Genomic DNA, 15,890 nt, shown 5'->3' on the forward strand with positions numbered 1-15,890 from the left:
ATGAAGCAAACAATTAACCTTTAATTTTAAGAAATAAAATTAACCATTTCTTCCTCGTTAATATTCACAATTTTATCTTAAACTAATCATATATTACCCCTTTTATCATCTTAAAAAATCAATGAATTAAGGTATTAGACTAAAGGTTTTATCAAAATGAGGCATACTATCTTTTCTCCATTCTATGCCTGTTTTTTCATCGTGAAACCATTTTGGTTGCATATGTGTTTTACTCCATTCTTCCGTCTTTAACACGAGTTCCTTTAAGATGTCAGGATGACTATCACTTAGGTCATTTTTTTCAGCTAAATCTTCATCTATATTAAATAATTGCCAAGGTTTCTGTTCAACTTTTAATGCTTTCCATTGATTATGCCTTGCACCAACATCGGTATACCCTTCACGATGACGTAAAACATAAATATTCTCATCTTTGTGTGCATTTTTTCCAGCTAAAAAGTCATTCCAAATATCTTTTCCATCTAGCTTTTTTCCTTCAGGAATTTTAGCATTTGCAAGTCCTGCAAAAGTTGGATAAAAATCTAAAGCAGATACGGGATAGTCAAAACGTTTTCCAGCTGGCACTTTATTTGGCCAATGAAAAAACATAGGCACTCTATAACCACCCTCTTGAGTACTGCCTTTACCTTTACTTAAAGGATAATTGGTAGCTCCTTGAGTTGTTTTACCTCCATTATCACTTAAGAAAACAATTAGCGTATTCTCAAACTGTCCCGTTGCCTTTAAGGCCTCTTCAATTTCATTTACACCGCGATCAACAGCATAGACCATAGCAGCATAGGTTCTGCGTTTTTCATCTTTAATAGCCGCAAATTTTTCTAAATCTTCCTTCTTTGCTTCTAAAGGAACATGTGGTGCATTATAAGAAAGATACAAGAAAAATGGCTTTTCTTTTTTTGACGCATCCTTCACAAACCGAATTGCTTCATGAGATAGTGCATCTGTTAGATATTCAGTTTCACGCACCTCTTTACCATTATGTTCTAAAGGCACTAAATATTCAAAAATAACTTTTACACCTTGCTTTTTTTGTTTTTCATATGTAGCTAAATACTCCTCTGGAAAATATTTATGTCCACCACCAAGGAATCCGTAAAAATCATCAAAGCCACGATTATTAGGATGATATTGAGGCGTTGAACCGAGATGCCATTTACCCATAACTCCCGTTTCATAACCAGATTCTTGTAAAACCTTACTTATAAATGTTTCATTCAAATCAACACCCTTTCCAATGGTTTCACTATTAGGTGGTAAGTTAAATTGGGCCCCAATTTTATGAGAATATCGCCCAGTCATTAAACTAGTTCTACTCGGTCCACAAAATGGATGTGCAACATAAGCTGAAGAAAAAATGGTTCCGTCTTTAGCTAATTTGTCTAATGCCGGAGTCTTAATGTCTTTTGCTCCATTAAAACCAACATCCGAATACCCAAGATCATCACAAAGTATCACTAAAATATTAGGTCTTTCTACAATTTTATCTTGCTTATCAACTTTCGCTATTTCTTTTGATTTTGGCTGAGAACAGCCACCTATGAATGTAGCAACCCCAATTATAATTAATATAAATTTTTTCATAATCATATGTTTGTTATTATTTTCCGTATTACTTTTTTTGCCAAACTCTTATATACTCAATTTCAAAATCAACAGCACCATCTTCTCCAACTTCTTCCTTTGAATCTGGAACGCCATGCCATGGAAATGTTTCTTGATCAAACCAGATTTTTACCGGTTTTGTAATCACAAAATTATCCTCAGGTCCATTACCTCCATTATTATTTTTTACATCGTCATGGGCATTTATTGTTTCTTTTGAAACATTACGAAACAACTTGCCATCAATATAAATTGCAACCCCTTCTTCACTCCATTCATATCCATAAACATGAAAATCATCAGCTACTCTAAATCCTAAATCGTGATATTCTGTATACGTAGTTTTACCTCCACCTGCAGAAGACCAATCATGAATAGACCACCACAATTCTCGTTCTTTTCCGTTGGCTTCTTTTTCTGCTTGTTTATGATCTCCAAACATTTCGAAAAAATCGAATTCAGAACCATTTCCTGTTGCCCAAAACGAACTTGTAACTTCGGCATCAGCGGCTTTGCTTTTTACTTCAATATACCCATACAGCAGTTCCTTTTTTGTAATTACCGCTGCAGTAGTAATATACTCATATGGATCTCCATCTTTATCAACTTTAGGATTAAAATTATAATTGGGTTGCCATCTGGTTTCTAACTTCAATTTCCCATCTTCTAATTTTACATTTTCTGTTGAAAACTGAGAGGGAGCTCTCCCTTTAAAATTAGATTGAAAGACTCCATTTCTTCCCTGAATTAACCATTTTGATTCATCTAATTGGACAGCATCAAACTCATCACTTAATGCTTCTATGAATTTCCAATTTCCATTATTAGATAGATCAGAAGCGGGTTCAAACTTATTTATTTCCACCGTATCAATCTTATTCTGATGCTCACTTTTTTGGCATGAAACAAAAAACAGTACCAGAATAAAAACCGTAATAGTTGTGCTTTTCATTTCTAGTGTTTATTACGGATTTACATTGGCCATATTACCTTTCCAACCTTTATTAAATTGTTCCAAAAGTTTTGCAACAAGTTCTGGGTTTTCATCCGCTATATTCTTCGTTTCATTAGGGTCGTTTTTATGGTCATAAAGCTCAAAAAATACGGGTTCTGCAGCTGGGTCTCTATAATCTCTCCATACCATAAAACGATATTGTTCTGTTCGCATAGTGTACCCCATTAAATAATTTTCAAACAAGTCTCTATCCCATTTATCACCTTGTTGTTTTTTTATTTTCCCTTCAACCTCTTCAATTAAAGGTCCGAAATAAGTTTCTCGCATACCTTTAGATAATGGGTTTGCAGCCCATTCACGTAATGCTGGCGTTGGAAATTGGGTAAAAGCTGCTGGTTTCCACTCCTTATTAGGATTAGTTAATAACGGAACAAAGCTTTGCCCTTCTAAATGTTCTGGCAATGGAAGACCTGCCAATTCTGTAATGGTAGGATAGATATCAACAAGCTCTACCAAGGCATTAGATTTTGCACCCCGTACCGATTTTGACATATCTGGTGTCCATATTATTAATGGAACACGTGTGGCAATTTCATAATTAGTTGCTTTACCCCAAATACCCATATCTCCTAAATGCCATCCGTGATCACTCCAAACAATTATTATCGTATTATCACGAACGCCAGCTTCATCTAAAGCATTTATCATTTTTCCTATTTGAGCATCGACATAACTTACACTAGCCAAATAAGCATGTTTTAAAGTTCTTGCCATCTCATCACTTATTGGCCCTTTTTTAGGAATACCATATCTTGCTCTTAATTCAAATGATGGATGAAGTCCCATTGCTGCACCATCTTCAGGTCCAGAAGTTTGTGTTGCCAATTTAATATCATCAGGGTTATACATATCCCAATATTTTTTTGGTGCCAACCAATCTAAATGTGGTTTTTTCATCCCCATTCCTAAAAAAAATGGTTTATCAGGATTTTTCGCTAACATATCCTTTAGAGTTACTATAGCCAACTCCGCATTATATCCGTCTTCGTAAAATGTATCTGGAACATCAGCTTTTTCATAAGCAGGTCCTTTACCCAGACCATTTCTAGGTGCATTTTTACCATATTTTTCTATTACCTCAGCCGTACTTTTTCTAAAAAGCTCTTGATTTTCAGGAAGAGCATATCCTCCCGGCGTTTTACTTTTTTCAATAGTCATTTTATTATATGCAGGCTCTCTACTCCATGATAATTTGGCATCGCCATACTTCTCGTTATGGTAAATTTTCCCGGTGCTAGTTGTTTCGTAACCATTGGCCCAAAAATATTGAGGTAAGGTTAAAATATCTGGGTTAAGATCTCTGAAATAAGTAAAATTCTCTATTACTTTAATAGTTTCAGGCCGTGCCCCTGTCATTAAACTAGCTCTTGAAGGGCTACAAATAGGCTCTTGACAATACGCATTGTTAAACAACAACCCTTGGCTCGCTAATTTATCTAAATTTGGAGTTATGGCTATCTCAGAACCATATGCTCCTATTTCGGGCCTCAAATCATCAATAGCCAGAAATAAAATGTTAGGTTTTTTATTCGGTTCTTCTTCCGTAACTTCTTTAGTTTTACAACTAACAATTAACACAAGTAGAAAAAGGATATTTACGATTCTCATATTATTTAGTTTAATTATTTTATATTAACACTACTGTATTTTCAAATTTACTTCATCAAGATTATGTTCATTAGAATTGCTATCTTTAATTAAAATAATAGCTTTAGAAGCATTCTTGTGTTTTTCTAACGTATAACTAACCCTGAAAGCACTTAAAGGATTTACCTTTTGGAGAAATATATCTTTAATAATACTATTTGACTTATCCATTAAACGAACTACTGCATCTCCTTCATAAAAAACACCATAACTTCCCTTTAATTTATTGATTTTAGTATCAAAACTTAATTTATTTGTGATAACACCTGTTTCATTTACGTCAAGAACAGGAAATGAAGAAACTTTTGCAGCTCCATGAATTTCTTTATAGTCAAAACTTTTACCTGGTTGGAGCGTATACAAGGGCGTTTTTACCTCAGTTTCAAGATAGCCTGTTTCCATACCACTCATAAATATGGATACATTTAAACCATGGTCATATTCTAATGAAGGATTATAGGGTTCTAAAATTTTAGCAAAGACTGTGTTATTAATTTTATTTACATAGCATACCCAAGACTTTGATGAGATGATGTGAAATCCACTCATTAAATAATAATCATAATGCATTTCAAAAACTCCAGGTGCAACTTCACCCGTCCAGTTGGTACCATTATTATAAAAACGTTTTACATCTTCTGGGTTATTTTTATCAATAGGCATTCTGTTCCTGTTAACATACCTCCATCTCGAATCAGCTGTGCCCATAATTTCATACTGCTTATCATTTGGAAGTTTATATTTTTTATCGAAAGGAACATAGGCTAAAAAATTTTCGCCGTCTTCTAATTCTGGTTTACTACGAGAAACATGCTGACTAGACGTCATAATTCCTCTTTTTATCGTTTTATCTCCTGCGTTTTTTAGCGTGTGGTTGATATAAACCAAACTACTATTCGGTTTAATATATAGACTTCTACTATATTGCAATTGTTCATCAATTGTAGCTGGTTGATTAAATAATTTCGTTTTGCCGTTATAGGTTGGAACAGGTAAGTTTTGAATACCAGAAGTTACTTTTATACTTTTATAACCTTCAGCATTGGTAGTTATTTCTGCATTATAAGGACTATCACCAATAATTGCAGGCGGTGGCCAACGTTGCGTTTTATCTCCATTACTATTGATAGCACAATTTTCTATCGGTAAGGGTACCAATCTATAACCACCAAAATTTCGCCATTCGTTTTTCTTTACTAAATCTGTTGGAGTAAAAGACTTACCAAACATCTTAGGATTTAACCATAATGATGGGACGTCTCCTAAATTATATTCAAGAATTCTTCCAGCAGCCTTAGGCACAACCGCTATACTTATATATTTGTTTTTTGCTACAAAAACACTATCCCATTGCCAATTATTATAATTCTTTTCAACTGAAACCGTAGCTTGCTGAGCTACACAACAATTGATAATTATTAAACTGAAAATAGTAAATAGAATATTCTTCATTTTAGAACTCTTTTTAAGTACTCAAATGTAAATCAGATTTACTCGAAATGACTTATTAATTTTACCTCTAAAGCGTACTATATTAACCTTAACTTAAAATAATTATTCTTTGGATTTTACCTGAAGTTTTGCTTGAATTTCTTCAATGGTTAAATTTTTTGTTTCTGGCAAATACTTAAATAGTATCAGCAAGCCTATAAATACTAGTCCTCCGTAAAACAAAAATATGGTACTGGCCCCCATATTTGCGAGTTGCCAGGGAAAGAAAAATTGAGTTAGTGCACTAATAGTACTCGAGAGTAAAGCGAAAAATGGTATGGCTATACCCCTTAAAGAAATTGGAAAAATTTCAGACAACAGCACCCACATTATCGGTCCGACAGAAAAATGAAATGCTGCAATAAAACTTAAAATTCCTATCAAGATTAATGTGGCATTTAATACGGCAGACTTCTGTAAAAACACACTCGAATTATCTCGTGCAGAAATCTCTCCCATCACACTTTTAACTGCTTCTTTAAACTCAATATCTGTGGCAAATTGTTTGCCTACCAAAGTGGTTAATTTATTTACATCCTGAATATCTTGCATTTCTGCAATAGCTTCATTAGTAACTTCATATTTTGCAGTACCAAATCCGTAAGCACAAACTCCTAAGCTTAAAATAACCCAAATCAATCCCCAAATCATCATAGGCCGTCTACCCATTTTATCTATTAGTACTAATGATAAAATAGTAAAAATTACACTCACTAACCCTATCCAAATGGCCTGCTCAAATGCGGCATTTTGACCTAACCCTAACTGCTCCATCACGGTTGGTGCGTAAGTTAGTACGGCATTGATACCTGTCGATTGCTGAACGATAGCCATGGTAAAGGCCACGATAGCCACAATACGCATTTTTTTACTGAAGATCTCTTTTAATTGGGTTCCAACTGACCTGTCTTGATTACTATTTTCAACACTTTCTTTCATTTCAGCAACATGTGCTTCAATTTCACTTTCTGGAATAACTTTGGCTAGGGTTAATTTTGCTTCATTGTACTTCCCTTTGTAAACTAACCAGGCCGGACTTCGAGGTACCATATATAATAATCCTAACCATATTAAAGCTGGAACAATTTCAATACCTAGCATCCATCGCCAAGTATGTTCTCGTAAACCCCATGTTGTAACCCACTCTGCATTAGAATTGGTAGTTTGTAACAACCAATAATTTATAAAATAAGCTGCGGTTAAACCAATTACGATATTTATTTGGGTCATAGACACTAACTTCCCTCGCCATTCTGCTGGTGCTATTTCACCAATATACATGGCTGCTAATGTAATGGAACTGAAAGCCAATCCTCCAAGAAAACGTGCAGCAAACAAGGTTGCAAATGAAGGTGCAAAGGCAGAGCCCAACGCTGAAATTAAGTACATGGCAGCAATAATTTTTAATGTTGCTTTTCTCCCATATTTGTTACTAGACCAAGCCGCAAGTGGCAATGCTACCAATACACCAATACCTGGTCCAAAACCTAAAGCTCCTACCTGCCAAGGGTTTAAATTAAATTCAGCTGTAATGAATTTAAATGCTCCCGAAATTAATGCGGCATCAAGACCAAACACAAAACCTCCCATGGCAACGATGGTAGAATATGTAAAGGCATTTCTTTTGAATGAACTCATAGTGATTGATATTTAGTTAGTTTGTTTTTAGATTGATTAAATCCCAATCTTAATCTTTTTATTTACTGTTGAAATTGTCTTATTTTCAGTTTCCCCATTTGTCCAAGTTACTTTCACCTTAATTGTCTTGCACTTACTTAGACCAAAATTCACAAAATTATTATGACTTAGCGAATAAGAAGCTCCAGTGCTACCAACACGTTGAATTTGATGATTTCCACATGACTCAATTTCAACTAAAGCACCTAAGGCAGATGCTTTTTCGGTTTTAGAATTACCAACCTCAACCGTTATATAATTATTATCTTTTGCTGCAGATAATTCATTTTTAAACAAATGCCATTTGCCGCGTTCGTTACCTAGTACAACATCTACTTTTCCATCTTGGTTATAATCAAATGTTTCAACTGCCATACCAATGGCTCCTAATTCTGGAGAAATAACATTATGTTTTTCCAATTTTTTAAACCCTGAATCTTTTGAATTTAAATATATAATGGACGCGTTAGCGTGAATTAAATCACCTCGCTTAACCACTAGTAAATCTTGAAATCCGTTATTGTCAAAATCTGCAACACTAACAGCCATTGTATGCTCTTTATTTGACAAACCAAATTCCTTAGTAACATTTTTAAATCGCTTTCCTGTATTTTCTAATAGAATATCATTAAAGCCTTCAGGATGTTTTCCTTCTGGATAATTCTCTACACCATGAACAACTCCTGTGGCAGGAGCCCAAAGAAAACCTGCTATTCGCCATTTTCTATTGCCCACATAACCAATATACCAACCTTTTTTTTCACTATAATCTGCATTATCTGGAAAACCAAGTGCATCACTATTAACCAATCTAATATTTTTACCTGAATGGGTTTCACCTTCAAACTCATAATCATAAGAAGCCTCTCCAATAAAATATGTATCATTGTTCGGCCATTGCGATTGGAAATTTTCTAAATTTAAAACATCTCCTACTTCCAAGTCTTCTAATTGAAAAGCACCACGTTTGGTAAAAAAACCAAGAGTCTTGGATTCTTTATCAAAAAAAGTTTCACCAATTGCGAACTCATTACCTCGAGTAATGAATAAATCAAAATCGCCATCATTATCAAAATCAATTTCAGCAATAGCGGTAACATCTTCAATTTTTTCAGGAAATAGTTTATTCGATACATCTTCAAACGACAAATCTCCATTTCCTGAGTAAGCCTTTAATGGACCATTACCATATAAGATAATATCAAAATTATTGTCACCGTTAAAATCAGTAACTAAGGTTTTTTGACCGTTCATTTTTATTGCAGGTAATGTTGAATGTAGAATTAATTGCCCTTTGCCGTTATTTTCATATATATAATTTTCACTTTCTACTTTTTTTGTAGCATCCGGAAAAGCAAAGTTTAGTAAGTCTAAATCACCATCGTTATCACCATCAATAAATGCAACTGTACGACCTCGCATCATTGCTAAAGGCTCTTTAAAATCGCCTAATTCAATAAAATTACGATCTTTAGTAACTCGAAATATCTTAGAATTTCTAGCATTACTACCAGAGCCTCCACCCCGTGACATGATAATTTCTAAATTACCATCTTTATCAAAATCACCTACAGAAATACCATGTAAATCTCCCATAATAATATCATATGGCTTAGTGAATTTACCATTGTTATTCCATTGCACTTGCACTGCATAACCATGATCATTTATAAGTAAATCTAGATGCCCGTCTTGATCTAAATCTGCAATTACAGGCGAGTCCCATTTACGCAAGTCTTTTTCTTGTCTTGGAAATTCTTTAAAAACTTCGGTAAAAGTATTTTTTAGTACATTCGTTTGTGCAGTAAGGCAAACTTGGATTAACAGGAGCATTAAAACACTACAAACGCTACTCTTTTTCGATATTGTAATATTGCTTATTAAGTACATAAAAGTGTATTTTATTATTAATTATTCCAAACGATTGGCATAAAAACAGTCATTTCTGCTTGCCCTCTATTACTCCAAGCGAAATAAGGAACTAGTTGTGTTTTATGAGATTTCCAAGATGGTTTTTTAACCGCCTGATACATATCATCTTTCTTATCTTCTCTAATTAAAAGTTCTGTATTAATTACAGTTACGCCTTCTAAAAAACCATCCTTATGCACTGCTTCAAATTGATCATTACCGTTAAAATACACATCTAAGATTGATGTATCTTTAGGTAAATCTGGAGTTTCTATACAATAAACAATTGGACCTCTTTTTACAGCCACTTGGTTTCTTACTTCTTCTATTCTATTATGACCTTCAATTAAAGTCACTTCCATTGGCATATCTAAGGTAATAGTATCGCCAGCCTTCCAAGCTCTACTTATAGTTGCGAAAGTACCTGGTTTCACTTCAACATTTACCTCTTTATCATTTATTTTTAATGTGCTACCAACAGCCCATTTTGGAATTCTAACTTTGATTTCAAAAGCGGAATCTTTACATTCATCAATTGTAATTTTTACCAGACCTTTCCAAGGATACTCTGTATCTTGAGATAGTTTTATTACAGAACCATCTAATAGTGTTGTATCTAAATTATTTGCTCCAAATAACACTACAGCAACTCCATTTTCAGATAAATTATAAGCCCATCCCGAACTTTTACATATTGTTCTTACTAAGTTTGGCGGACAACAAAAACATTCTAAATAGGGTTGTCTTACAGGACTTTCTGTTACATCTGCATGTGCATCATAATCTCTTGTATCATTAACCATTCGTAAAGGGTTTGAATAGAAATACTCTTTTCCTTCTAAACTTATACCTGACAAACCACTGTTATACAATACCAATTCAATAATATCTGCATATCTCGATTCTCCGTAAATCCCCATCATTCTGCTACTAAACATAGCATTACAAAGGTTGGCACAGGTTTCATTATATGCTGTCATATTTGGCATCATATACGCATCGATAAAACCTTCTTCAATCATATCTAAACTAGTTGACGCACCATAATGTGCTTGGCCAACAGCACCAGTTACATACATTTTTTTACCTGTAACATTTTCCCATAACTTATCTAATGCATCGATTAAGGCTTTCTCTCCAGTTTCAGCATAAACATCAGCTGCACCTGCATAATAATACAAAGCTAACACCGCATGACCCACAGCCTCCTTAGACTCTCTTAATGGAGTTCTTTCTTGCACCATATCACCAATAGGATAACCTTCAGTTGTATCATCGTGTTTTATTTCAAAGGTTCCCCTTCTATTAATAAATTTTTCAGCTAGCTTTAAATATCTTTTATCTCTTGTAGTTCTGTACAACTCTACCAAGCCCATTATTTGCGTTTGATTAAATCCAAAACGCTGATAATGCTTGGTATCTGGCATAAAATATGTATATAACAAATCAGCCGCTTTAATAGCAATATTCAAGAAGTTGGGCTGTCCCGTTAAACGATAATGTACAGTACCGGCAATAAACAAATGTCCATAATTGTACATTTCATGGTATTTTCTGTTCTCAAAGCGGTCTACACCTTTTGTGATTTGAACATACGAATGTATATACCCATCATCCTCTTGAGCTTTACCAATAATTTCGATGTATTCATCTAATTCTTTTAATAAAGAAGCTTTTTTAGTCAAGCCATATATGTACATTTTGGCTTCCATAAATTTATAGAAGTCACCATCATGCCAAAAAAAACCTTTATGTTCGCCTTCTTTTTCTCCAGCAGCGATTTTAAAATTGTTTAATCCATGACCAATGTCACCACACAATAAATCTCCCATGTATGGAAGCATTTTTTCTTCAGCATTCTTAACTTTTTCTGACCAAAAACCTGAAGTCCATTTACAATCGCCAAAATTGATACTTTTTAATTTTACAAACGGGCTTTCTGAAGTGTTTGTAATTGCCTTATTATGAAGTTTTGAAACTGTGCTCATCAATGTATATTCTTAATGTTTAACTTTTTTTATGGCTATATCATCCATAAATAATTTTGCCGCCTTCGTTTTAGGGAGGTCGCTTTTCCTAATTTCTAAAGTTAAAGAATCATCAAATTCAGATGCCTTTGCTCTTGAAATTTTTTGTTCTACGGTAACCCATTGTCTTCGCGGTAATTCTTTTAACCCATCGAATACTACTTCAATTTTAGGGTTACCTAAAGTTACATGAATTTTATTTGCTACCCGACCTTGATCTAACCAAAGCTTCATAGATAATATAAAATCTCCTGCAGGAATCCTTAATGCTCCATCAGGTGATTTTGCTTCTACTTTATCAACCTCTAAATGCTCATTTTTTCCATAGCCTGAAAACCTCAAACTATTTACACCTGTATGATAATCGCCATGAACAATAGCTAAGTATTTTATAGAATCTTCTTTTATTAACCAAAATTTTTGATATTCATTTGGTGTAGAATCTTCTGGCACCATAGTCAACGGTCTTGGATTCTCTTCAAATAGTATCGGACCTTCAAAACCATAAAATGCTCTATCTTTTGCTAATAAATTATCTGAAGGTTTTTGCCAAACACGCATATAATCAATTTCAAAATCTACAGGTAACTCTTCTTTATGCGGCAAGCCTAACCATTTGAATATTTCTGAATCTAACCATACTTCCATTGGATTATTTAATACCCAATCTGTACCAACATCGTCTTGTGTAAAATGATGTACTTGTTTTCCATCAATAAAAAGCTTTAAGAAATCGATACCCCATTCTGCTCCATATACATGAAAATCATCAGCGGTTCTATAGGGTAAATTTTCTGTATGTTGAAATACATTAGTTGGACGTTGTGCTGGCGGACTCCAATCATGGCCTGTCGCTAAATAAGAATCTTCTCTTATATTTCCTTTTTTGTTTTTGGGATTGCCCATTAACTCGTAAACATCTAACTCTTGCTCATAACCAATAGCCCAAAACGCACCTGTAATTGCCGCATTACCTACTTTGGACCTTACTTCCATATATCCATTTAAAAATCTTTTTTTTGTAAGTACTCCTGCCGTAGTAATTGGCAATGGTTTACCTTCGTAAACCCCGTAAGTAGAAGCCCCCATATTACCATCAGCATAGGCTTCTTGTGCAAATTTATAATTTGGTTCCCAAGCCGTTCTTAGTTTCAATTTACCATCTTCTACTATTACATTATGTGGTACAAATTGTGATGGAGCTCTACCTTTCCAGATATAATAATTTCCATTTAAACCTTCTACGAACCATTTTACCGTATCTATTTCGGCACCTTCAAACTCATCACTAACTTCTTCATTTAAAACCCAACCTCCAGTATTTTCTTGATCTGAAAATGGCATAGGTGTAGATTGTTCATTGCTATTATTAGTGATACCCTTTTGTTTCTGTGCTGAACAACTCAAATAAGTCATTGTCATTACACTGAACGCTGCTAAAAAGATGTATTTTTTCAAGTTCATAGTTTAGTTTGCTTTTTTAATAACAATATCATCAATAAATAATTTAGCTGCTTTTGTTTTAGGTAAATCTTCTTTACGAATTTCGATCGCTATACCATCATTTTTTGTAGATGCTTCAGTTCTTGAAAATGCAGTTTCCACGTTTATCCACTGTAGTCTAGGCATTTCCTTTAGTCCTGTAAACATTAAATCCGTTTTTGGACTCATTAGTGTAACATGAATAGTATCTGTAATTCTACCTTGATCTAACCAAACTTTAGCTGACAAGTTATAGGTACCTGCAGGTATATTTAAAGCCCCTTCTGGTGTTTTAGCAACTACTTTATCTACATTTAATGAATCATTTTTTCCAAATCCAAAAAATTGTAGACTTTCTACTCCACTAGCATAGTGTCCTTCTGTTATTTTTAAATATTTAGACGACCCTTCATCAAATAACCAAAATTTTTGATAATCATTTGCATCAGCGTCTTCTGGCACCATTGTTAAAGGTTTTGGATTTTCTTCAAATAAAATTGGCCCTTCAAAACCGTAAAAAGCACGATCTTTTTCCAATAAATTATCAGAAGGTTTTTGCCAAACCCTCATGTATTCCACTTCGAAAGTTGCTGGTAATTCTTCTTTATGAGGTACGCCTATCCACTTGAAAATTTCTGAGTCTATCCAAATTTCCATAGGATTGTTCAATACCCAATCTGTACCTAATTCGTCTTGCGTAAATCCGTGAATAAATTTTCCGTCTCTGTAAATTTTAAGATAATCTTCACCCCATTCAACACCATAAATATGAAAATCATCTGAGGTGACGTAAGGTAATATCTCATCATATCCAAATGCTTTTGTAGGTCTCGTTGAAGGCGGACTCCAATCGTGAATAGCAGTTCTATTCATATTGTTAGTTATTGAACCTTCTTTAGCAATTTTTGGTACTCCCATTTGTTCATACATATCTAGCTCTTGCTCAAAACCAATGGCCCAAAACGCTGCTGTCATGGCTGCTTTTGGTGCTTTCGATTTTATTTCCATATACCCATTCAAGAACCTTTTTTTACTTACTATAGCTGCAGTTGTTACAGGTAGTGGCTTACCTTCATGAACTCCATAAGTATCTTTGTTGGCTCCATCTGCATAACTTTCTTTTACAAAATTATAATCTGGTTCCCATTGCGTTTTTAATTTTAAATTCCCATTTTCAACCACAACGTTATGTGGTGCGTATTGAGAAGGTGCTCTTCCTTTCCAAATATAATAATCACCATTTTGACCTTCAACAAACCACTTCGTGGTATCAATCGCTGTCCCTTCAAATTCATCACTAATTTCTTCGTTTAGTACCCAACCTTCTTTATTTTCTGGGTCAGAAAAAGGATTAATGGTAGCTTCTTGATTTGTCAGATTTGTTTCTTCTGATTCATTTTTAGTTAAACCGTCTTTTTTCTTTTCTTCACAACCAATCGATATAAGCCCTGTAAGACCTACTATTAAAATAAGATTAAAAGTTCTTTTAAATATCATATTATGTGTTTTTTGATTGTTAAATTAGTACTCTCATTCTTTTAAAGATTGAAAATGTCTATTAATTCTTTATAGGCTCTGACGTTTCTTTTTTTACCAATTCAGGTGTTCTATAGCGATCCATCCTATCTAAATCGTTTTTTTCAAATTTCCGTTTTAACATCCACATAGGACGTTCTAGTGTTAACTCCCATTTAAAGAGCTTTTTATACATATCTTTTACGCGTTCAGGATACTTATTAGCCAAATCTTCTAATTCTGGAGTATCTTTACTCATATCGTAAAGCTCAGCAGGTCTATCAGGAAAACGGATAAACTTCCAATCTCCTTCTCTGTAAACACCCCGATTTTCTTTTTTCCAATATAGTGTTTCATGAGGTCGAGTGTCGTTTTTGCCTGTAATGTAAGGTACAAGATCAACTCCATCCACTTCTTTCAAATCTGCGACATTACCACCACCGGCAGCATAAAAAGTGGGTAATAAATCTAAAGTACTTACGGGATAAGAATATTTTATATTACTTTTTATATGTTTTGGCCAACTTATTAAAAAAGGCACTCTTAACCCTCCTTCTAATTGATTTGATTTTGTTCCACTTAATGGTAAGTTTATTGATGCATTTTTATCCGTTGGACCGCCATTATCGTTAGAAAATACAATGATAGTGTTATCCTCTAAACCTAGTTCTTTTAACTTATCTAACACTTTGCCACAGGCACGGTCTAAAGCCAATGTCATAGCGGCTACTTCCTTACGTTTACCTGTTAAATTGGGGAATTTATTTAAATCGTCTTCAGTAGCTTCCATGGGCGTATGCACCGCATTAAATGCTAAATAAATAAAAAATGGTTTGTCTTTATTTCTTTCCATGAAGGATATTGCTTTGTCTGCAAAAACATCCGTTGCATATGCTTTTGGCTCTTCAAAATTTCCAAAACCATTTTCCATCCTTTTATCTAAATGTCCTTTTGGCACTTCTTTATAAGCAAAGTAACTTCTATCACCACCTCTAAATCCGTAAAATTCATCAAAACCTCTTTTTAAGGGATGAAAACGATCAGCATCACCTAAATGCCATTTTCCGTACATGGCATTAGTGTATCCTAAATTCTTTAAATAATCAGCCATGGTAACCTGATCTAATGGCAACCCCATGTCGTCTCCCAAAAATTTGGAATTCTCGCTCATATAACCCGGTACGTTGATTTCTTCATAACCAAAACGTTGCTGGTATTTACCTGACATCAGACCTGCTCTAGAAGGGCCACAAACAGAAGCTGACACATAACCTTGAGTGAATGTTACTCCACTTTTTGCTAGTTTATCCAAATTTGGTGTCTTCATAATTGTGCTCCCTTGAAAACCAAAATCAGCATAACCTGCATCATCAGAGAATAGGAAAATTATATTCGGTTTTTCTTGAGCATTGATACTAAAACACGCAAGAACAAAAACTAAAAGGGTTACTATATTTTTCATTTCTTTTTAATTGTTTAAAATTCTATTACCTATAAATTGC

General features: G+C 34.1%; 10 protein-coding genes. All 10 read right to left on the minus strand.

The annotated features are described in order from the left end of the window. Positions 1 to 126: 126 nt before the first annotated feature. Positions 127 to 1,602, minus strand: a complete 1,476-nt coding sequence (locus JBL43_RS04990; RefSeq protein WP_198840366.1) for a sulfatase-like hydrolase/transferase — start codon at positions 1,600 to 1,602, stop codon at positions 127 to 129. Between the two features lie 28 nt (positions 1,603 to 1,630). Then, on the minus strand, positions 1,631 to 2,575 hold the full coding sequence (locus JBL43_RS04995) for a family 16 glycosylhydrolase (RefSeq protein ID WP_198840367.1): 945 nt from the start codon (positions 2,573 to 2,575) through the stop codon (positions 1,631 to 1,633). 12 nt (positions 2,576 to 2,587) lie between these two features. Beyond that, positions 2,588 to 4,246: a sulfatase gene (locus tag JBL43_RS05000; RefSeq protein WP_198840368.1), complete on the minus strand. Its 1,659-nt coding sequence runs from the start codon at positions 4,244 to 4,246 to the stop codon at positions 2,588 to 2,590. Positions 4,247 to 4,276: 30 nt separating this feature from the next. Next, positions 4,277 to 5,737 (minus strand): hypothetical protein, encoded by a 1,461-nt coding sequence (locus JBL43_RS05005; protein ID WP_198840369.1) that lies wholly within the window; start codon positions 5,735 to 5,737, stop codon positions 4,277 to 4,279. Positions 5,738 to 5,839: 102 nt separating this feature from the next. Then, the gene (locus tag JBL43_RS05010) at positions 5,840 to 7,414 is read right to left on the minus strand and encodes an MFS transporter (RefSeq protein WP_198840370.1); all 1,575 of its coding nucleotides are present in this window, start codon (positions 7,412 to 7,414) and stop codon (positions 5,840 to 5,842) included. Positions 7,415 to 7,450: 36 nt separating this feature from the next. Then, on the minus strand, positions 7,451 to 9,343 hold the full coding sequence (locus tag JBL43_RS05015; protein WP_198840371.1) for an FG-GAP repeat domain-containing protein: 1,893 nt from the start codon (positions 9,341 to 9,343) through the stop codon (positions 7,451 to 7,453). A 17-nt stretch (positions 9,344 to 9,360) separates the two neighbouring features. After that, positions 9,361 to 11,352, minus strand: coding sequence for a glycoside hydrolase family 127 protein (locus JBL43_RS05020; protein WP_198840372.1), 1,992 nt, complete (start codon positions 11,350 to 11,352; stop codon positions 9,361 to 9,363). A gap of 12 nt (positions 11,353 to 11,364) precedes the next feature. After that, positions 11,365 to 12,855: a family 16 glycosylhydrolase gene (locus tag JBL43_RS05025; protein WP_198840373.1), complete on the minus strand. Its 1,491-nt coding sequence runs from the start codon at positions 12,853 to 12,855 to the stop codon at positions 11,365 to 11,367. A gap of 3 nt (positions 12,856 to 12,858) precedes the next feature. Beyond that, positions 12,859 to 14,370: a family 16 glycosylhydrolase gene (locus tag JBL43_RS05030; protein WP_198840374.1), complete on the minus strand. Its 1,512-nt coding sequence runs from the start codon at positions 14,368 to 14,370 to the stop codon at positions 12,859 to 12,861. A gap of 61 nt (positions 14,371 to 14,431) precedes the next feature. Then, entirely contained in the window at positions 14,432 to 15,850 is a 1,419-nt protein-coding gene (locus tag JBL43_RS05035; RefSeq protein ID WP_198840375.1) for a sulfatase-like hydrolase/transferase, read from the minus strand. Positions 15,851 to 15,890: the final 40 nt, after the last annotated feature.

It is taken from the genome of Aureibaculum flavum (genome assembly GCF_016406085.1).
Classification (GTDB): domain Bacteria; phylum Bacteroidota; class Bacteroidia; order Flavobacteriales; family Flavobacteriaceae; genus Aureibaculum; species Aureibaculum flavum.

Coding starts and splice junctions, on each gene's coding strand:
- JBL43_RS04990 (WP_198840366.1), bottom strand. CDS start 1,602: ATGAAAAAATTTATATTAATTATAATTGGGGTTGCTACATTCATAGGT.
- JBL43_RS04995 (WP_198840367.1), bottom strand. CDS start 2,575: ATGAAAAGCACAACTATTACGGTTTTTATTCTGGTACTGTTTTTTGTT.
- JBL43_RS05000 (WP_198840368.1), bottom strand. CDS start 4,246: ATGAGAATCGTAAATATCCTTTTTCTACTTGTGTTAATTGTTAGTTGT.
- JBL43_RS05005 (WP_198840369.1), bottom strand. CDS start 5,737: ATGAAGAATATTCTATTTACTATTTTCAGTTTAATAATTATCAATTGT.
- JBL43_RS05010 (WP_198840370.1), bottom strand. CDS start 7,414: ATGAGTTCATTCAAAAGAAATGCCTTTACATATTCTACCATCGTTGCC.
- JBL43_RS05015 (WP_198840371.1), bottom strand. CDS start 9,343: ATGTACTTAATAAGCAATATTACAATATCGAAAAAGAGTAGCGTTTGT.
- JBL43_RS05020 (WP_198840372.1), bottom strand. CDS start 11,352: ATGAGCACAGTTTCAAAACTTCATAATAAGGCAATTACAAACACTTCA.
- JBL43_RS05025 (WP_198840373.1), bottom strand. CDS start 12,855: ATGAACTTGAAAAAATACATCTTTTTAGCAGCGTTCAGTGTAATGACA.
- JBL43_RS05030 (WP_198840374.1), bottom strand. CDS start 14,370: ATGATATTTAAAAGAACTTTTAATCTTATTTTAATAGTAGGTCTTACA.
- JBL43_RS05035 (WP_198840375.1), bottom strand. CDS start 15,850: ATGAAAAATATAGTAACCCTTTTAGTTTTTGTTCTTGCGTGTTTTAGT.